Here is an 18,982-nt window from a genome sequence, read left to right as displayed (position 1 = left end):
TACATCAGTAGGCGCCGTAATATCGCGCGGGGCCGGCATTTTCGGCTCTGCCTCAGTTCCTCAGCTGGGAATCGGTCACGCTCGCGCAACCACTCGCTCTAGGTCAAGGTCATGGTCACTATGTCTGCAAGAATTCCCCCCACGAAATTGGTGCGACTCGTTGAGCGTGCTCGCCATCGTCTGGCACTGATCCATCTACGGATGGTCCCACCCTATGCGGCGATGATGGAATTGATCGTCAGCGCCTGGACGTCACAAGCCATCGCGGTAGCCGTGGAGCTCGGTATCGCCGACGCTCTCGACAAGGGGCCGCTGCGGTTGGAAGAGTTGGCGTCTCGGGTGGAGGCGGATCCCGACGCGCTGCGCCGACTGCTACGAGCATTGATCGGCCGCGGCATATTTCGCCAGCGCCGTGACGGTCGCTATGCGCTCAACGCGCTCGCTAAGTCGTTGCGTGCCAACGCTCCGCTGTCGGCGGCGGCCATGGCCCAGATGGTGGGTTCGGTCCAACATCGTGAGCATTGGAGCTATCTGGCGGATGCGATCAGGACCGGCAAGGCGGTTCTTCCGGTGCTGCACGGCATGGAAGCCTTCGACTACCTCGTTGGGGATCCCGAGCTCAATGAAGTTTTCAACCGCGCCATGGCCGACACCACCGAGATGGCGGTGGATTACCTGATGGCCGCCTATTCGTTCGACGACTACCAGACAGTTGTCGATGTTGGCGGTGGGGTTGGCCGCCTGCTTTCTGCCATCCTCAAGGCGACCCCGACTGCCCGAGGGGTTCTCTACGATCTGCCGCATGCCCTCGCCAAAGCCCCACCAGTGTTGCGTCAGCACAATGTCGCAGATCGAGTGGAGTTACTGGAGGGATCGTTCTTCGAAAGCGTTCCCACGGGTGGCGATGTCTACGTGCTCAAGATGATCCTGCATGACTGGCCCGACGACAAGGCGGTCGAGATTCTCCAGAGCGTCCGCTCGGCTGCGAAGGTCGGCACAAAGGTACTGGTGATCGATTGCGTGATCCCGGACCACGATCGCGAATTCTTCGGTCATTGGACGGATCTGGAGATGCTCCTGCTGCAGGCTGGACGCGAACGAACGGTGCCGGAGTACCGCAGTCTCCTCGAGCGCGCGGGGTTCCGGCTGACCCGATGGGTGCCCACTGCCTCACCGTTGAGCTTCGTCGAGGCCGAGGCCGTCTAGCTCAGATGTGGGGATCACACTGTGGGCATTGAAGAACTCAGGGCGTGCGACCGTTGTGGTAGTAGAAGATCGGAGCATGTCGACACCGCAGTGGGCGAACAGCGAGATGGGTTGCCTGTCCGATGATTCGAACGGCAGCACCGAAATGAAAGGATGATTCCCGATGACGTTCTCGCTGGCTCCGTCCGATGGACAGCAACAACTGTGCGCTTCGAGATTCATTGCAAGACAACATAATTCAGTCGATATCCGACTAGGGGTCAGGTGGTCGCCGGATCAAATCCTGTCAGCCCGACTCTGTCAGCCCTACTCGAAGTGCCCTCGTTTGCAACGGCAGCCGACGATGTCCTAACCGTCACAGTGGTGCGCCGCACCGGGCCGCGGGGCCGCGCGGCTTAGTGTGTGAGGATTTTCTTTTACTGCTATCAAGACGTTTGCCCTCGCCGATCCTGGGCGATCAGCACACAAGATCCGCGGCGCCCAGTTATCCATCCACCCTCGCACCACTGAACTCCCGGGCCATCCCGGAAGGACCCGGCACGGTGAGATGTGTCGTCGCTCACCTTCCGCTATCACTGTGAGCTTCGGCGGCGAGGCGTCACGACATTGAACTGACCGCCCTGCGTCGTTCGTCTTCACCAGAAGGCTGACCCGGTTGGCAGGAAGTGACGACAACGATGCATAGACGCGATGGGTGACGTTGCCCGGGTGGCGCCTTCGGATCCGTGGTTTCGCACGAGGTCGGCGTCGCGTCCCCGCATCGGCCCGTCGCGCTGTGCCGCTGGCAGTAAGCCTCGGACTCCTGCTGACCGGTACCGAAAGGTCAGCGCTGGCGGTGAAGGCACAGCCCTGTTGCTTAGAGTATTTTTCTTATAGACAACCTAAGTATCTGGCGCGGCATAAGTCGCGGAAAGGGTGACCATGGCGGTGAGCGCAGACAAAGACACTGCGGGCACTGGATTGCCGGCACGGATCCGTGACGACGAGCACGGTTTCTGCAAGACCGACAACATAATGGCCGAGGTCCGCCCGGCCGATTCACCAAACTGCGTATGCGGGCATGCAGCGCACTCTGATAGTAACTGTGACGGAGGTTGTGGCTGCACGATTTACCAGCCCGACGTCGGTCCAGGGTGGGTGCCGGTGTACTACATCGTTGGCAGCCTTAGTTGGCCGTCCTACCCTTGAAAACCGGATATCCCCTCGGCATCGCAGCCTCCCGAATCATCAGATGTTGCGCTGACCGTATGAATCCGCCCAGCATGCCCTCTTGCTGTCATCGTTTAATCATCGTCAATGACCGAGAATCGATCGCAATTACTAGGTTCTCACGTGGAGCTTCAAGACAGCCAAAACAATTGGCGCACAATGAAAACGGTGCACATCGGGAGTCACCAGGACCTGCGGTTCGATATTCCGCTGCGTGCGCGCCTCAATGCCGCAAGTCGTGCATACAGCTGCACCCGCCCGCAGAGTGGTCTATCGTGTGGCAGGCTAGCCATCACCCACGACCACCCCCAACTGGTTCCTGTCCCGCTCGAACCCACCGTGCCCCCACGGACGGTCGAGCCGCTGCGGTGCGAGCACGCCTACCAAACCGCCGCGAGCCGGGCATGGACGGCCCTCCTACCGACCCCGGAAACGACCCGGCACCACCACCACCGGACACCGACCACCCACCGAGTTACCCACACCACAGCGGCGCCCGAACCTGGCTAATTACGTGACGGCTACCCCTGGGGAATAACGCGACCGTGGACAGGGACTCGATGAGAACAACGGCGTGTCTAACCCGCACCCGCACGGCACTTAGTTGATGGCCCCGATGATGCTGTCGCGCAGGTGCTCACGGACCGGGCAACTGTGGCCGAATTCTGTAGGGTTCACACCCAGTTCGATCTATTTGCCGTATATCGTTGATACACAGGGTGATACGGTCACCGCATCGGCCCTCAGCCAGACAGCACGGACACTGCAGGAAGCAACCGTCGTGCCTGCCACCGTAGAACTCGCGACCGCCGCGGCCGCCGTCGCCGTTCGCCTGCGGTTCTAGGGCCCGCAGACCTCGAAGTAGTCATCGTGAAGAAATCCCCACGGCTCGCCGTCCGCACAGTTGACCGATTCTTTGAACGGCTTCGCAAGTTACCCCCAGCGCGCAATCGGTACGTGGTCGAGCGCAGTCTGCGGACGCCGGCCCGCGACGGCTCCGTGTTGGTTGGTGATCATTACTTCCAGGCGTGCCAGACAATGACTGCGCCACGATTCTCATCCGCACGCCCTATGGCCACGGGGTCGTGCGTACGCGCCGGCTTGCCCGCGCGTGAGGACCTGGCGGTAACCGATCGACCCATCTCGCACATCGCTCACCGCTGGGGTTCACGGACGGCGGCTACTTCACCCGGAATTTCAAAGGACACTACGGCTATTCGCCTACCGACTACCGCCACGCGAATCACCGCGAACCTCCCCGCTGACGCAGTGGTACACCGACCTGTCGCGCAGGTTCAAGCTGCAGACGGCTTGCTCGACAACACTAAAGCTACAACGGCGCAACGCTGGAAATGAACGAGCGATGGAGGTGGCCGATGACTACAGGCGAAGCCGAGTTCGACGCCGAGGGCGTCGGACAGCATGCACCCGCTGATAAAGCGGCCGATACGTGGGTTCGCCGCCTGGGAACTCACACGCATTGGCGATTCGATACCCAATTTTGTTGCCGAACAAGCCAAAACGAACACATGCATCCAGAACGTGTCCCCGATCTAGACCAAAGGTTGTTTCTCATGACGCCGCCGAGCGAAAAAGGCGCCACTGCAGCAGCCGTCGTCAGCGTGATCATCGACTTCATCCGCGCCGAAGTGGTAGCTATCGATCTCACGGCCGATTCGTCCCTGCAGAGCGCAGGTCTGGATTCGGTCAAGGTGATGTCGCTTGTCTTCAAGATCGAGTCACACTACGAGATCACCCTGGACACCGAAGACGCTGACGATCTCCACACGGTTAGAGATCTGGCGAACTTAGTTGTGCGGCGTCTTCGGGAAAGCGCATGAGAAGCGCTCCAGCAATCGATCCGAAGCACGCGACACTGACCCAGATGCTCGCCGCCGCGGCACAGAGCGGCGTGAGCCTGGTCTTTGTGAATCGAAAAGAAGAAGACCGCGAAGTCCCGATGGCTCGGATACGGGAGCAGGCACTATTGATCGCGGCGGATCTGAGAGCTCGGGGGGTGCAGAAGGGCGATCGCGTCGCGCTGGTCCTGCCGACCTCGCCAGATTTTGTGCAGTGCTTCTTCGGGGTTCTCTGCGCGGGCGCGATTCCGGTTCCGCTGTATCCGCCCGTCCGGCTGGGAAAACTTGACGAGTACCACCGCAGGACAGCGGCGATGCTGGCGGCGGTGGACGCGGCCTTGGTGGTGACAGACCAACGAATCCGCCGCTTCGTTGGGGTGGCCGTTCAAAATTCAGCCCCTCGCCTCGGTTGTGTGACGGCGTCCAGCCTGGGGGACTATAACTCGTGCGAGGTGGAGGCCGCCGCCAACGACGTGGCATTGATCCAATTCTCGTCAGGCACAACGCACGATCCCAAGCCTGTGGCCCTAACCCATGCGAACCTGCTGTGGAACCTGGCCGCGATCGAGCGCTACATCACGCCAGAGATGGGAGCGGGCGACCCGATCGGTGTCACCTGGCTACCGCTCTACCACGACATGGGATTGATCGGCAATCTGCTGAGCGCGTTCTACGTTCCAGTCCCCCTTGTCCTACTTCCGCCTGAGTTGTTCGTGGCGCAGCCGGCTGCATGGCTTCGCGCCATCTCACGACATCGGGGCACGCATTCGGCGGCACCCAATTTTGCTTTTAGCTTGTGCCTCAAGCGTATCGGTGACGACGAACTAAACGGTGTAGACCTATCCTCATGGGGACTGTGTCTGAATGGCGCGGAGGCGGTCAGCGCTGCAGTCCAGCGCCGATTCAGTGAGCGATTCGGGCCCTGGGGTTTTCGCGCGTCGGCGCTGACACCGTGCTACGGGATGGCGGAGGCCTCGTTGGCGGTGACGTTCAAACCGGTGGGCACCTCCTTCAGCACCCTTGGCGTCGACGCCGCGAAACTGGCCGCGGAAGGTGTCGTCAAGCCGGGCGCCAAAGAGGTGGTGAGCGTCGGACGTCCGCTGGCCGGGGTTGAGGTTGAAATCCGCGATAACGGCGGGCTGCGGTTGCGCCCGGACCGAGTCGGACACGTCTTCGTTCGTGGACCCAGCATCATGGCGGGCTACTTCGACCGGCCCGATCTGACCGATCAGGTCCTGCACGGCGGCTGGCTCGACTCCGGTGATCTCGGGTTCATTCACCACGGCGAACTATTCGTGTGCGGACGGCACAAGGAAATCGTCGTCGTGCGGGGCGCCAACCATGCGCCCGAGGAGTTCGAGGCAGCGCTGGACGGGCTCTCGGGCGTTCGTAGCGGCTGTGCAGCCGCGGTCGGGTTCGTCCCTGCCGACGGGGATGAGGAAGCGCTGGCAATGTTAGTCGAGACGACTTCCGACGCCCCCTCAACGCTGACGCAAGACGTGGCGTCGCGAGTTCAGGAGCGCACGGGCATCCTGCCCGCGCATGTGGAGTTGCTGGCACCCGGTACGTTGCCCAAGACCACAAGCGGAAAGTTTCGACGGCGCGAGGCGCGCATCCAGTGGCTGACGGGCATGCTGTCTCCCCCGAAGAAGGTCACCCCGATGAAGCTGGCGCTACAGGCGGCCAACGGCGAACTTTCCCACGCGCGAGCGACGTTCTCGCGGCTCACAGCCAAGAAACCCGACGGTCGGATGAACCGCGACCAACAGGCAACACGGGGATAGATCGGCATGTTTCGAGAAAGCACCATTGACTCACCCTTGTCCGGGCACCAGTCGGCGAGCGCGATGCGCCTGCTGCCGACGCTGATGAGCCTGTCATCGGCGTATCCGCCGTTTGAAATTACTCAACAGGAAAGCTGGGAACGCTTCTTTCACAGCACGTCCTCGTCAGTTCCGTTCGCCAAGCGCATCGTGGAGTCGACGGGTGTGCGGCGGCGCTACATCATGTGGGACCCGGATAATTTGGCGGACGCCGGCGCGCTGCTCACCGGGGACCGGATGGCCGCGCACAGTGAAGCGGTCATCGAGGTGGCCTCGCGGTCGCTCAAACACGCGATTGGCGGCTTCGACCCGCGCCGGATTGGCAGCCTGGTGATGGCCTGCTCGACCGGTTACGTCAATCCGGGGCCGGATCTGCTTCTTGCCAAACAGCTGGGGCTGCGGTCGGATCTGCGGCGTACCTTCATCGGCCACATGGGTTGCTATGCGGCGCTCAACGTCATCAAGGTCGCGATGGACAGCGTGGCCGCCCGACCCGATCAGTTGGTGATCTGCAACTGCACTGAACTCAGCTCAGCCCACATCCGCAATGCCCCGATGGCCGGTGAGGATCCGACGGAATCACTGATCACACAGGCACTTTTCGGCGATGCCAGCGTGTCGATGCTGATGGGATCGGCGCCTGATGGCGTCGGTATCCAGTTTTTGCGCACGCACACTGAGCAGCTGTATGACCACCACACGATGATGAGTTTGAACATCGGCAACCAGTCCTTCTGGATGACGCTGGCCGCCGGTGTGCCCGCAGCACTGCAGGAGAACATCGATGGCTTCATCCGCAGGCTCCTGCAACCGCTGGGGCTATCCACTCGCGATGTGAGCCACTGGGGAATTCACCCTGGTGGTCCGAAGATCGTTCGGCTGCTGGGAAAGCAGCTGGCGTTAAAGCCCGAGCAATTGCGTGCGAGTTGGGATGTGCTCGCCAACGCCGGCAACTGCGCCTCAGCCACGGTGCTACTCGTGCTCGAAAACATTCTGCGGGTGGATAAGCCGCACCGCGGAGAGCACGGTGTCCTGTTGACATTCGGGCCGGGGCTCACGATCGAGGGCGCGGTTCTTCGGTTTTGAACCAGCACGAGACCTCGTCTCGTAACTGGTGGATCTTGTTGAAACTTGCTGTCGGGAGGAAAGTATGGCCGCTAATCACCAGCATGCTCGAGCACCGCGCGGATCCCGGTGCCGGGTGGTTGATTTCATTGTCGATCACCTCGTGGCCGCTGGCGTCGATTACATCTTCGGAGTCGACGGCGCCAATATCGAAGACCTGTACGACGCCGCCCATTTCCACTCCGACGTCACCGCCGTCCTGGCCAAGCACGAGTTTTCTGCCGCGGCGATGGCCGACGGGTATAGCCGCGGTGGCGCCGGGCTGGGCGTGGTGGCGGCAACCTCCGGCGGTGGCTGCCTGAATACGGTGCCCGGGTTGGGGGAGTCATTGGCCAGCCGGGTGCCGGTGTTGGCGTTGATCGGCCAACCGCCGACGACACTCGACGGGCGCGGCGCTTTCCAGGACACCAGCGGTGTTAATGGCGCGCTGAACGGCGAGGCGCTGTTTTCGGCGGTGTCGGTGTTTTGCCGTCGGGTGACCACGCCCGCCGACATCGTCTCGGCGTTGCCCGAGGCCATCACCGCGGCCAACAGCGGCGGCGGTCCCGCCGTGCTGCTGCTGCCCAAGAACATCCAGCAGGCCAATGTCGGAAACAACGGCGGCACAAGCGGTCTCAACCACTTCCGGGCTCAGCTGAGTGATCCGCAGCCGATCGCGCGTGCGCTGCGACGTGTGGACGGGCCGGTCACGATCATCGCGGGTAAGCAGATCGCCCGCGACGACGCCCGCGCCGAGCTCGAACGGCTGCGCGCGGTGCTGCGGGCGCGGGTCGCGACGGTTCCCGACGCCAAGGACGTCGCCGGCGTTCCCGGTTTGGGCTCGTCGTCAGCGCTGGGAGTGACCGGTGTGATGGGTCACCCCGGGGTGGCCGCCGCGGTGGCCGACAGCGCGATGTGCCTGCTGGTCGGCACGCGTCTGTCGGTGACCGCCCGCACCGGCCTCGACGACGCGCTGGCGAAGGTGCCAACCTATTCGATTGGTTCGGCGCCGCCGCACGTGGCGTGCCCGCATGTGCACACCGACGACCTGCGCGGCTCGCTGTCGCTGTTGACGCAGGCCCTGACCGGTCCCGGCCGGCCGGCCGGCGTGCGGGTGCCCGAGCACCGTGCGCGCACCCAGCTGCTGACACCGCCGTTCGACGGCCCCGGGGTGCGGTACCGCGACGCGATGAGCGTGCTGGATGCGGTCCTGCGCGATGGAACCGACATTGTGGTGGACGCCGGCAACACCGGCGCGGCGGCGATTCATTGGTTGCCGGTGCGCCGCGGTGGGCGTTTCGTAGTCGCGTTGGGCATGGGCGGCATGGGGTATAGCTTCGGCGCGGGTGTCGGGATGGCCTTCGGGAGGGCGCACGGCCGCGGGGGGCGTCGGCGCACGGTGGTGATCGCCGGCGACGGCGCGTTTTACATGCACGGCATGGAATTGCACACCGCGATCGAATACCGGCTGCCGGTGACGTTTGTGCTGTTCAATAACAACGCCCACGCGATGTGCGTGACCCGCGAGCAGCTGTTTTACGACGACCTCTACAGCTACAACCGTTTCGGCCCAGCGCATTTGGGCGCCGGCCTGGCCTCGATGTTCCCCGGGGTGTCGTCGGTGGACGTCGAGACCATCGGCGATCTGCCCGACGCGATGACCGCAGCGCTGGCTGTCGAGGGCCCGTCGGTGGTGTGCGTCGAGTGCGCGGCCGACGAAATCCCGCCGTTCGCACCATTTCTTGCCAAGGCCGCACCGAAAGCGGCTCGCAAATCCAACAATCCGATCGCAAAGGAGAGCCGTGCCGATGTCGTTGCCAGCGCTTGAGGACATCACCACCCACACCGGTAGCGGTGAGCCGATGGAGGGTCTGCTCCGGATCGAGACGTCACCGCGTGAGAAAGCCACCCCGATCATCATGGAGATGATGCGGTCGGTGTATCCGCACGACGAGGTCTTCGGCCGGTTCTGCGCCGTCAACGAGTACATCGACTGCCCGCCCGACGAGCTGTTCGACTACCTGGCCGACACCCGCTGCCTGGAGGAGTGGACCTACAGCCTGCGGGGCTTCACCGAAACCGAGAAGCCGAGCCTGTGGCTGGCCTACGACCGGCTCGGCTCGGACACGAAGATCTACACCCGCACCGTGGCCAATCGCGAGGCCCGCACCGTCGACTACCACTGCGCGTGGGACCAGGGCAAGCACCTGTGGATGATCTACCTGATGCGCGTGGTCGACGCGCAGGCGGTCCTCGACAAGCCCGGCTCCGTTGTGCTGTGGACGAATTGACACCACCCGTTCTACGACGAAAACCCGTATCCCCAGACCCCACCGCCGAAGCGCCCGGTGTGGGTCGGCGACTTCTGGGACATGTTCGGCGCCGGCCATCTGCTGGAGCTGAAGAACCTCAAGGCAATTGCCGAATACCGCCATCACAACGGCCTGCCGGTGACGCCGGTCTGGATGAGATGAAAGCCGAAATGAGTGTCAGCCTGATCGACGTCTCCACCTACCTGCCCGGCGATCCGATCGGCGCCGAGTACTACGCGCAGGTCGCCGGTGCCGATGAGCTGCGCGACAACGTGATGTTCCGCGCACCCGAATTCCGCCGCCATGCGGGCTTCGATGAGTCCAACGTTGACATGATCGAGCGAGCTGTCTTTGGGCTGGTGGACCGGCACGGTTCGGACCTCCTTGCAGATATCGACGTCCTCCTGACCCACTCGCAGATGCCGGATTTGCCGATTGTTGGCGCCGGGGGCGAGGTCGCCCATCGGCTTGGCATCAACCCCGAGTACATCATCGACGTGCACAACGGGGGGTGCGCGGCCTTCGTGCTCATGATGAAGCTCGCTCATCAGATGTTGGCCTCGGGCGCTGGCCGCACGGCCCTTATCGCCTGCGCGCAGAACGCGGCGGGCAAGCTCTTTGAGCAGGAGCAGGTTCGCAAGCTCGCCCAGTCCGCGGTGCCTGGTGATGGCGCGGCTGTCGGGCTGCTCACCTTATCCGACAAGTCGCCGGTGCTCGATATCGAATGCCGCTACCACGGCGCGTACGCCGGCGACATGACGCTTGCCTCCGATCCGCCGCGGTTGTGGTGGCAAGCGGGCAGCGGCGAAGTCTACGTGGGCTTCAACGAGGCCAAGATTCTGAAGGTGCTGGGCCGCGGCAACCGTCAGGTGCCCGAGGTCGTGCTCGCCGTGTGCGACCGCATCGGCGTGAAATCCAAGGACCTTGATCTGCTGGTCACCAACCAGCCCAACCGGTTTTTGATGCGCAACTGGCGAGAGGCGTTGGAGCTGCCGACAGAACGCCACCGCGACACGTTCAACCAGTGCGGCAACCTGTTCGCCGCGGGCATCCCGATCAATCTCGACGCCGCAATCGATGATGGCCAAATTAAAGCCGGCGATGTTGTGATGATGGCTGCCTTCGCGCATGCCGGCGACTTCGCCGGCGCCGCCGCGATCCGCTGGGGTGGTCGGCAGTGATGCCGTCGCTGAGGCCGGCCACCGCCATCGCTGCGGGCATCCTCGATGCGCTGCCCGAGGCGGTCGACCCGTCTGCGCTGGCGCACAACGAGAATCCGTTCTCGCCGCTGCCCAGTGTGCGTGCGGCGCTGACCCGGTCCGTGAACGCGGCCAACCGCTATCCGGAGTTGCTGCCCGAAGCGTTGCGCGCCGTGATCGCCGCCCGCCTCAGGGTGGGTGGGGAGCAGATCGTCGTTGGGGCCGGGGCGACCGGAGTGATCATGCAAGTGCTGAACACCGTAACCGAGCCCGGCGATCGGATCGTGCTGACGTCGCCGACATTCGAGGGATACCCAATCTGCGCCGCGATGGCCCGGTTGCTCGCGGAGACGGTGCCGCTGGACGGGCACGGCCACCACGACCTGACCGCGATGGCCGATGCTGCCAGTCACGCCAGGGTGGTTGTGCTGTGCCGACCGCACAACCCCACTGGCACACTGGAATCGGCCGCCGACGTCGAACAGTTCCTGCACCGGCTGCCGTCCGACACGGTCGTACTGCTCGACGAGGCCTACATCGAATTCGTCGCCCCCCGGCACCGGTTGGACGCCCCGGAACTGGTGCGGCGCTTCCCGAACGTCGTGGTGCTGCGGACGTTTTCGAAGGCCTACGGCTTGGCGGGCCTGCGGATCGGATACGGGCTCGCGGCCCCGGAGCTGGCCAAGAGGCTGTGGAGCATGCAGTTGCCGTTCGGCACGAGCATCACCGCCGCCGCTGCGGTCGCCGCGTCCTATCACGCGGAGGCCCAACTGTGGCAACGCATCCGGCTCATCACCGGTCAACGCCGCTATTTGCGGCGACGGCTGCGCACGCTGGGCATCTACAGCATCGACGGGCACGCGAACTTTCTGTACGTGCCGGGCTCGCGGTTGCCATGGCGAGACGTATTCGACAACGCCGGACTGAACGTTCGCCACTACGGCGACGGCGCCGCTCGGATCACCATCGGCGGACGGACATCCACCAGGGCGATATTGGAAGCGGTGACAAACCGGCTGCTACCCGTGGCCGAGCGCGGCCCCAACCGATTCAACGGCAACGCTAACGTCACCGAAATCCACGACCATGGCACCCAACTCTGAGGCGGCCGCGAAAGCGGCGCCGATGTCGCCGCGGTGGGAGACGTGGCGCTGCCGTGATTCGACACAACAGCAGCCGTCCGCGGAGTATGCGACATGACGGCAGCCTCGGTGATCAGGTCATCGATGGGTCTGGTGCACGCGGTGTCGGCGGGCCTGGATCCGGAAGGCTTTTTTCGGCGCCGCGCCGCTCGGACAGACCCGACGGTCGTGACCTTCCCAGGCCTGGGCGAGGTGTTGTTCTTCGGGACGAAGCAGGCAGCCCGCGACATCCTGACCATACCCGCGGCGGTGTGCCGGGCGCCCTCGCCGAATCCGATCGAGCCAATCGTGGGCGAGGGGTCGCTGATCTTGCTATCCGGTGAGGAGCACCGGCGCGAACGGGCTCTGCTCATGCCGGCATTCCACGGTGAGCGGATGAGAGCGTACCTGGGCACCGTAGCGGAGACGACCGCGGAACAGATCCGATCGCTGCGGCCCGGTGATCGGATCGCGGTGCGAGAGCTCGCGCTGGGCATCGCTCTTCAGGTGATCATCCGTGTCGTGTTCGGTGTTGCAGACCGGCACCGCCAAGGTGAGTATGCCCACGCCGTCAAGGATTTGCTGCGGGCCAACAGTGCCCCCCTTATGCTGATGCCGGCATTACGCCGAGACATAGCGGGCCGGGGACCATGGGGGCGCCTGCTAAAGCTTCGGGCCCACCTCGACCACCTTCTGGCCGAGGACATGGACCATCACCGGGGGAGCGGTTTTCGGCGTGCAGATGTGCGTGATGCACTGCTTTCTGCGACCAACGACCAAGATCGCCGACACGGCCAGCCGCGGCTGTACGACCAGCTGCGGACATTGCTCGCTGCGGGTCATGAAACCAGCGCGACATCGCTGACTTGGACGCTGTACCACATATACCGGGACGATGTGGTGCGGGAACGGTTGGGTGCCGAGCTGTCCGAATGTCCGTCCCCGGAATATCTGCCCGCGTTGCCCTATCTCGGTGCTGTCATTAAAGAGACACTGCGCATGCACCCGGTGGTTCCGATTGTGTTGCGGCGATTGGCAGGCCCGTTGACCATTGGTGGTGTTTGGTGCTCTCGAGGAGACACCGTCGGTATCGCGTTGTATGCCTTGCATTTCGATCCATCGATGTGGCCGGATCCCGACCGCTTCGATCCGGAAAGGTTTTTGGGCACAGATTTGTCCCCATTTGAGTACGCGCCCTTCGGCGGGGGTAGCCGGCGATGCATTGGCGCCTCATTTGCCTTGTGTGAACTGGCCGTTGCCATCGGAACGATCCTGCGTACCGTCGAGCTTCGGATGCCGCCGATGGAACGAAGCCGCAGGCCACCGCGGGTGGTGCCACGCGGAATCGCCACCGTACCAGACCGCGAAATAACGCTGGAAGTGCTCGATCGACACGCCGCCGCGTGAAGGTCGTTGGTCGGGTTTGGAACAAGTTAGAGCAGGTACGAGATCGAGGAGGCAGCGGTGCTGCAAGGAATCGCTCGACTTGCCATCGCCGCGCCGCGGCGGGTCATCGCTCTGGCCGTGCTCGTGATGATCGCCACCGCGATCTTCGGCATCCCGGTAGTGAAAAGCTTGTCAGCGGGCGGCTTGCAGGACCCCACCGCGGAGTCGGCTCACGCCACCCAGATGCTCAGCGACAAGTTCGACCAGGGCGACATGAAGATGATCATCGCCGTCACGTCCAACGACGGTGTGCACAGCAGCGCCGCGCGCGGTCGGCACGGACATCGCCGAACAACTCGCACAGTCCAAAGGCGTGGCCGACGTGACGTCGGCGTGGACCGCGCCGGCGTCCATCGCACCGGCCCTGATTAGCAAGGACGGCAAGACCGGGCTAATCATCGCCGGTATCGGTGGCGGCGAAAGCGGTGCGCAGACCTACGCCAAGACGCTCGCCAACCGGCTCGCGCACGACCGCGACGGGGTAACCGTGCGCGCCGGCGGCGAAGCCATGACCCACGTGCAAGTCAACGCGCAGACCGAAAAAGACCTACTGCACATGGAATCCATCACGATCCCGCTGAGCTTCGTGGTGCTGGTCTGGGTGTTCGGAGGCCTGCTTGCGGCAGCGTTGCCGCTCGCGGTCGGCTGCTTGTCGATCCTCGGTTCCATGGCCGTACTACGCGCGATTACCTTCGTCAGCGACGTCTCAATCTTCGCGCTGAACCTGACCGTGGCGATGGGCCTAGCCCTCGCGATCGACTACACGCTGCTGATCATCAGCCGGTTCCGCGACGAGCTGGCCGACGGCACCAGCCGCGAAAACGCGCTGGTGCGCACGATGGCCACCGCCGGGCGAACGGTGCTGTTCTCCGCGACTACGGTCGTCCTGTCGATGGTCGCGATGCCCCTGTTCCCGATGTACTGCCTCAAATCGTTCGCCTACGCCGGCGTCGCGGTGGTGGCGTTCGCCGCACTGGCCGCGATCGTGGTGACCCCGGCCGCGATCACGCTGCTGGGTGACCGGCTCGACTCGCTCGACCTCCGCCGGCTGGGCCGCCGGTTGCTGCGCCGGCCCGAGCCGCAGCGTCGCCCGGTCGAGGAGACGTTCTGGTACCGCTCGACCAAAATCATTGTGCGGCATGCCATTCCGATAGGTCTTGCTGTCATCGCGCTGCTGCTCGTGCTGGGCTCGCCGTTCCTCGGCATCAAATGGGGCTTCCCCGACGACCGGGTGCTGCCCAAGTCGGCCTCGGCACGCCAGCTCGGAGACGAGCTGCGCACCAACTTCGCAGTTGACTCCGACCGCGAAGTGATCGTAGTGATCCCCGACATGGCCGGGGTCACGGCCACCGAGCTCCGCCGTTACGCCGCGCAGCTGTCGCAGCTGCCCAACGTGTCGTCGGTGTCGGCTCCGATGGGCAGATTCGTCAACGGAGCGCCCGCCGGCCCCCCGGCGGCGGCGACCAGGATCAAGGACGGCAGCGCATTTCTGACCGTCCAGAGCACGGCGCCGCTATTCTCGCAGGCATCCGAAACGCAGTTGGACCGGCTGCATGCGGTCGCTCCGCCCGCCGGCCGGCCGGTGGAAATGACCGGCACCGCACAGATCAACCACGACAGCTCGAGCGCGGTCACCTCGCGGCTCCCGACCGTGCTCGGCCTCACCGCGGCAATCACATTCGTACTGCTCTTCCTGCTGACCGGAAGCGTGGTGCTGCCGCTGAAGGCGTTGTCGCTCAACATCTTGTCGCTGACCGCCGCGTTCGGCGCCCTGGTGTGGATCTTCCAAGACGGCCACCTGGGCGGCCTGGGCACCACCGCCACTGGAACCCTGGTGGCCAACATACCGGTGCTGCTGTTCTGCCTCGCGTTCGGCCTGTCGATGGACTACGAGGTGTTCCTGGTATCGCGGATGCGCGAGTTCTGGCTCGCATCGCCCTCCCGGACGCGTGTCGACAACGACGAAGCCGTCGCGCGCGGGCTGGCACGCACGGGACGGGTGGTGACGGCCGCGGCGCTGCTGATGTCGATTTCGTTCGGCGCGCTGATCACCGCGCACGTGGCGTTCCTGCGGATGATGGGCATGGGCTTGACAATGGCGGTGCTGGTCGACGCAACGCTGGTCCGCATGGTGCTCGTGCCGGCGTTCATGCATGTGCTGGGCCGCGCCAATTGGTGGGCACCGCGGCCATTGCGCCAGCTGCACCAGCGGATCGGAATCAGCGAGGCGGTGCATCCGGCGCAACTCCGCGCACAGGATACTGGTGAGCGTCTCAGTCTCGACTTCTGATGCCCCGGGTCCGCGCGCCTCGCGCGGCCTCCGCGTGCAGTTGCACTGCGAGATCTTCGACGCCGCCACCAAACTCATGCCGGAAACCGGCAACGCCAAAGCAGTTTTCATCCGCGCGCTGGCCCATCGCCGTTGCACCGACGCCACCGTCGATCTATCCGCATTTTGATGCGGCGGTGGGGGATGGTGCAGCCGCTGCAAGCGCTGGCCGGCGCGGAAAAACGCATTCGCTAGCCGGCCAACACCAGACCTTGATAACGGTACCGACCACCGGGCTTCTGATCCACGGCGGCAACGGCTCCGGTAAGTCGACGCTGGACCCGTCCCATCCTCGGCCACCTCCAAGACCGTTCACATGAGCCTTAAACTGTTGTGACGCTAGTCTTCTCACGGGGTGCGTCTGGGGCTTGAACCTGCGCGACAGGTCGCTGTACCGGGCCGTCGCAGCGATAGGTGTTGCGGTAGTCCGTCGGTGAATAGCCGTAGTGGGCCTTGAATGTGCGGCTGAAGTGGCTGGTGTCGGAGAAACCCCAGCGGTGGGCAATGACAGAGATGGACCGATCGCTGGCGGTGACCTCGGCTCGGGCGCGTGCCAGCCTGCGTGCGCGCACGATCTCGCCGACGGTCTGACCGGTGGCGCTGAAGACGCGGTTGACGGTGCGGATCGACACCCAATGAGCCGTCGCGATAGCAGCAGACGTGACGTCGCCGTCGAGCAGATGACGATCGATATACCGCTCGATCGACGCCCGCAGCGCGGGGCGCACGCTCGCGGCCGAGCAGACGTCGCTGTGGCTGCGCAGCGCGCCGAGGAACAGCTCCAGCGCCGCCATCCGGGCTGCGCCCATCGTGGCTGAACCCAGTCCCGGCACCACCTCGCTAAGCGTGGCTAGATGACTCATCAGCAGCCGTGTTGCCGGGGCGGTGGGGTTGAGCACGACCCCATCGCGCATCCAGGACCGCCCACCGACCTCGTCCAGTGCCGCCCGCGGTATCAGCATGCCGCGCAGCGATAATGACTCCGGGACGATGAAGTGGTTCCGCTGGGTGGTGTCGAATACGGCGAGGTTACCGGGTGTCAGCGTGGCTACGGTGTGCCGCTGACTGAGCGTCATAGCCCCCCTCTGGCTGACCAGTATGTAGACGAATTCACCCTCGGTATCGGCAAGTTGATGGCGGGCACGCCTACCGGAACAAGGTCCGCACCAGCTGTCGGCCATTAAGAGGTCATCGATCCACCAGCGGCGCACCCACCCGTGAAACGCGTTCCGTTCGGGAAGCTCCGGGATCTTGACCGTCCAGGGCAGATACGTGGCCGACAGGATGTGCTCCCACTGAGCGGCCACGTCGTCCCTCGTGCCCGCGTCGGTGGCCCACAACTCGCCGCCCCTTGACACCACGGCACCTCCATTCTCGAACAGATGTTGCGTTCGGTGGGTGTTGAACCGCGCACGTCGGCGCCGCCCATTGGTGCAACCGCCATCGCTGCCGCGACGTCCCCTCCACCAGTAGCGGTTTGTGAAGTGGCGCCGTCGGCTCCTTGTCGTGGCGCGACTTCGGTGGCGGGGTGTAGCCGTCCTCGTCTTCACCAGAATTGGGCTTCAGCGACGACACGTCATCACCGCTAGCACCCATCAATGCTTCCCGTGGGCCGGAACCGCGAACCACCGCCTACCTGTCAGCGTCCGTGTACGGCTCGATTGCGACAGTCTTCGATGTTTCTCGACGGCATCTGAATTTTGACCCACTGGCGGTGCCGTGACGGGTTGTGCAATCGCGGGAGGCATGTGTTTCGCCTTATCGTTGATCGGTGTCGTCCGTGTTCGACTGTCTTCGCGCGTAGGCCTGCGCAGGGAGCAGCGCACAGGCAATGCCGGTGTTGCCGGCCACTTTTGGGTCGGTACCGTTTGAGTTTCGCGAGCAGCGTCATAAGAGTCGACCGGGACGGCGATCCGGAGCTATTAACCTGCCGCGGCCGAACGGGCGCTAGCACCCCGCTAAGCGTTTCGCGAGGAGCGACCCGCTAAGGGTGAGGGTCTGCGGTGTCGATTTGGCGACCGATCCGCGGTCGAAAGGTGGTTGCGGGTCGTATTCGATCATCAGTTGGATCGCTTCGGCGACGTGGTCCCCGGCGATACGGGCGGCCAGGGTCAGGGCCATGTCGATGCCGGCGGACACACCGGCTGCGGTCGCGATTTTGCCTTCGGTGACGACCCGCCGAGCGGTGTAGCGGGCGCCGAACGCTTCGAGTTCGTCGACAGCTGCCCAGTGGGTGGTGGCCTCGAGGCCCTGCAGCAGTCCGGCGGCTGCCAGCACTAGTGCGCCGGTGCAGACCGAGGTGGTCCACTGGGTCGTCGCGTGGACCCGACGAACCCAGCCGAGGAGTGTCTCGTCGGTAGTTGCCCTGCGGGTGCCCGGTCCGCCGGGGACGACGAGCACCTCACAGTTGTCGACCTCCTGCAGCGACGCGTCGGCCACAATGGCGAGCGTGCCGGTGTCGCTACGGACCGGGCCACGCTGGGCGGCGGCGAAGACGACCTCGGCGCCAGGGATCTCGGACAGCACCTGGTAGGGCCCGACCGCATCCAGGGCAGTGAACCGGTCGAATAATGGGATGACGATGCGCATGGAGGTCCTCTTTTCAGGTTCTTTGGCGGGTGTTCGTGGGCCGAAATGTTGGCGATATTGGCCAGGAGTGATTCGGTCGGTGCGTTGGAAGCTGCGATGCATCGTCTCGACAGTGCCGAAGCCGCAATCCCGAGCGATGTCGGTTGGTCCACGGCGGGTGGTTTCAAGCAACCGCCGTCCCGCTTCCACGCGGACGGCCTCGACATAGGCAGCGGGGGTGCTGCCTAATTCCTGGGCGAGCGGCGCGCGAAGTTCCGCACGCTCATGGAGGTGCGAGCGGCCATGACCGGAACCGAGAGGTCGTCTCCGAGATGGTCGGCGATCCATGGATGCAAGCTGCACGAGGGTGTCCCGTTCAGGACGTTGGGCTGCGAGCTGAGCACTGAAGTGTGACTGGCCACCTCAGGCCGCGAACACAGTGTCGGGCGATGGCGTCTCGTCGAACGAATGCGTGGCGCCGGTGAGCAGCACCCCGGAGTCGGCGGCGATCGGCCCCGGATCGTGCCACACGAACCGGACCTCGGCGTCGGGCAGATGGCGCAGCACCTCGTAGGGTCCGATGAAATCAAGGGCGGTGTAGCCGGGATACACCACGATCGCGATCTGGGTCATTGTGATCTCCTGTTCCGTTTATGCGAATGTCTTGCGGTACTGGTCGGGCGAAATGCCCAGTCGTCGAACAAAATTGCGGCGCAAAGTCTCGGCGGTGCCGAACCCACAACGGGCGGCGATCACGGTGACCGTGTCGTCGGTATCCTCGAGCTGGCGACGGGCCGCCTCGGTGC

At 64.2% G+C, this 18,982-nt stretch carries 12 protein-coding genes and 4 pseudogenes; 11 read left to right on the top strand and 5 right to left on the bottom strand.

The window, feature by feature from the left end; translation table 11 throughout:
- Window positions 1-222 precede the first annotated feature (222 nt).
- The 11 genes and pseudogenes from JWP83_RS07515 (at window position 223) to JWP83_RS07465 (ending at window position 15,738) form a co-directional block, all read left to right on the top strand.
- Window positions 223-1,206, top strand: coding sequence for a methyltransferase (locus tag JWP83_RS07515; protein ID WP_297727980.1), 984 nt, complete (start codon window positions 223-225; stop codon window positions 1,204-1,206).
- Window positions 1,207-3,791: 2,585 nt separating this feature from the next.
- Entirely contained in the window at window positions 3,792-4,256 is a 465-nt protein-coding gene (locus tag JWP83_RS07510; RefSeq protein ID WP_297727976.1) for an acyl carrier protein, read from the top strand.
- Window positions 4,253-6,058 carry an AMP-binding protein gene (locus JWP83_RS07505; protein WP_297727974.1) on the top strand — a complete coding sequence of 602 codons (1,806 nt, stop codon included), beginning with the start codon at window positions 4,253-4,255 and terminating at the stop codon, window positions 6,056-6,058. The genes JWP83_RS07510 and JWP83_RS07505 overlap by 4 nt, the downstream gene beginning before the upstream one ends.
- A gap of 63 nt (window positions 6,059-6,121) precedes the next feature.
- Window positions 6,122-7,183 carry a 3-oxoacyl-[acyl-carrier-protein] synthase III C-terminal domain-containing protein gene (locus JWP83_RS07500; RefSeq protein ID WP_297727971.1) on the top strand — a complete coding sequence of 354 codons (1,062 nt, stop codon included), beginning with the start codon at window positions 6,122-6,124 and terminating at the stop codon, window positions 7,181-7,183.
- Between the two features lie 64 nt (window positions 7,184-7,247).
- Complete coding sequence (locus tag JWP83_RS07495; protein ID WP_297727968.1) at window positions 7,248-9,029, top strand: thiamine pyrophosphate-binding protein; 1,782 nt, start codon at window positions 7,248-7,250, stop codon at window positions 9,027-9,029.
- A pseudogene (locus tag JWP83_RS07490) lies at window positions 9,010-9,675 on the top strand (SRPBCC family protein). Before JWP83_RS07495 ends, JWP83_RS07490 begins: the two are co-directional and overlap by 20 nt.
- Window positions 9,672-10,694, top strand: coding sequence for a ketoacyl-ACP synthase III family protein (locus JWP83_RS07485; RefSeq protein WP_297727965.1), 1,023 nt, complete (start codon window positions 9,672-9,674; stop codon window positions 10,692-10,694). The pseudogene JWP83_RS07490 and the gene JWP83_RS07485 overlap by 4 nt, the downstream one beginning before the upstream one ends.
- On the top strand, window positions 10,694-11,815 hold the full coding sequence (locus tag JWP83_RS07480) for an aminotransferase class I/II-fold pyridoxal phosphate-dependent enzyme (RefSeq protein WP_297727962.1): 1,122 nt from the start codon (window positions 10,694-10,696) through the stop codon (window positions 11,813-11,815). The genes JWP83_RS07485 and JWP83_RS07480 overlap by 1 nt, the downstream gene beginning before the upstream one ends.
- Window positions 11,816-11,908: 93 nt before the next feature.
- A complete protein-coding gene (locus JWP83_RS07475; RefSeq protein WP_297727959.1) occupies window positions 11,909-13,240 on the top strand; it encodes a cytochrome P450 in 1,332 nt (443 codons plus the stop codon).
- 57 nt (window positions 13,241-13,297) lie between these two features.
- A pseudogene (locus JWP83_RS07470) lies at window positions 13,298-15,569 on the top strand (MMPL family transporter).
- A complete protein-coding gene (locus tag JWP83_RS07465) occupies window positions 15,544-15,738 on the top strand; it encodes a hypothetical protein (protein WP_367185590.1) in 195 nt (64 codons plus the stop codon). The pseudogene JWP83_RS07470 and the gene JWP83_RS07465 overlap by 26 nt, the downstream one beginning before the upstream one ends.
- Before the next feature lie 193 nt (window positions 15,739-15,931).
- Here the strand turns inward: JWP83_RS07465 and JWP83_RS07460 are convergent, their stop codons facing one another.
- From JWP83_RS07460 to JWP83_RS07445, 5 genes and pseudogenes are all read right to left on the bottom strand, one after another.
- Complete coding sequence (locus JWP83_RS07460) at window positions 15,932-16,966, bottom strand: helix-turn-helix domain-containing protein (RefSeq protein WP_297727956.1); 1,035 nt, start codon at window positions 16,964-16,966, stop codon at window positions 15,932-15,934.
- 589 nt (window positions 16,967-17,555) lie between these two features.
- Window positions 17,556-18,197 carry a DJ-1/PfpI family protein gene (locus JWP83_RS07455; RefSeq protein ID WP_297727953.1) on the bottom strand — a complete coding sequence of 214 codons (642 nt, stop codon included), beginning with the start codon at window positions 18,195-18,197 and terminating at the stop codon, window positions 17,556-17,558.
- A 60-nt stretch (window positions 18,198-18,257) separates the two neighbouring features.
- Window positions 18,258-18,524: pseudogene (locus JWP83_RS31190) on the bottom strand (helix-turn-helix domain-containing protein); the annotation flags it as partial.
- Window positions 18,525-18,701: 177 nt separating this feature from the next.
- Window positions 18,702-18,809, bottom strand: a pseudogene (locus tag JWP83_RS07450) (DJ-1/PfpI family protein); the annotation flags it as partial.
- Between the two features lie 18 nt (window positions 18,810-18,827).
- Window positions 18,828-18,982, bottom strand: a 155-nt coding sequence (locus tag JWP83_RS07445; RefSeq protein WP_297728016.1) for a helix-turn-helix domain-containing protein, incomplete at its 5' end; no start/stop codon positions are given.

The sequence above is a fragment of the Mycobacterium sp. genome (assembly GCF_025965855.1).
Classification (GTDB): domain Bacteria; phylum Actinomycetota; class Actinomycetes; order Mycobacteriales; family Mycobacteriaceae; genus Mycobacterium.
Note: the sequence above shows the minus strand (reverse complement) of the source record. Positions and strands in the feature narration are given on the sequence as shown.

Bases quoted from the DNA above. Each gene is read 5' to 3' on its own strand.
- JWP83_RS07480 (WP_297727962.1), top strand. From the start codon at position 10,694: ATGCCGTCGCTGAGGCCGGCCACCGCCATCGCTGCGGGCATCCTCGAT.
- JWP83_RS07455 (WP_297727953.1), bottom strand. From the start codon at position 18,197: ATGCGCATCGTCATCCCATTATTCGACCGGTTCACTGCCCTGGATGCG.
- JWP83_RS07475 (WP_297727959.1), top strand. From the start codon at position 11,909: ATGACGGCAGCCTCGGTGATCAGGTCATCGATGGGTCTGGTGCACGCG.
- JWP83_RS07500 (WP_297727971.1), top strand. From the start codon at position 6,122: ATGCGCCTGCTGCCGACGCTGATGAGCCTGTCATCGGCGTATCCGCCG.
- JWP83_RS07485 (WP_297727965.1), top strand. From the start codon at position 9,672: ATGAAAGCCGAAATGAGTGTCAGCCTGATCGACGTCTCCACCTACCTG.
- JWP83_RS07505 (WP_297727974.1), top strand. From the start codon at position 4,253: ATGAGAAGCGCTCCAGCAATCGATCCGAAGCACGCGACACTGACCCAG.
- JWP83_RS07515 (WP_297727980.1), top strand. From the start codon at position 223: ATGATGGAATTGATCGTCAGCGCCTGGACGTCACAAGCCATCGCGGTA.
- JWP83_RS07510 (WP_297727976.1), top strand. From the start codon at position 3,792: ATGACTACAGGCGAAGCCGAGTTCGACGCCGAGGGCGTCGGACAGCAT.
- JWP83_RS07495 (WP_297727968.1), top strand. From the start codon at position 7,248: ATGGCCGCTAATCACCAGCATGCTCGAGCACCGCGCGGATCCCGGTGC.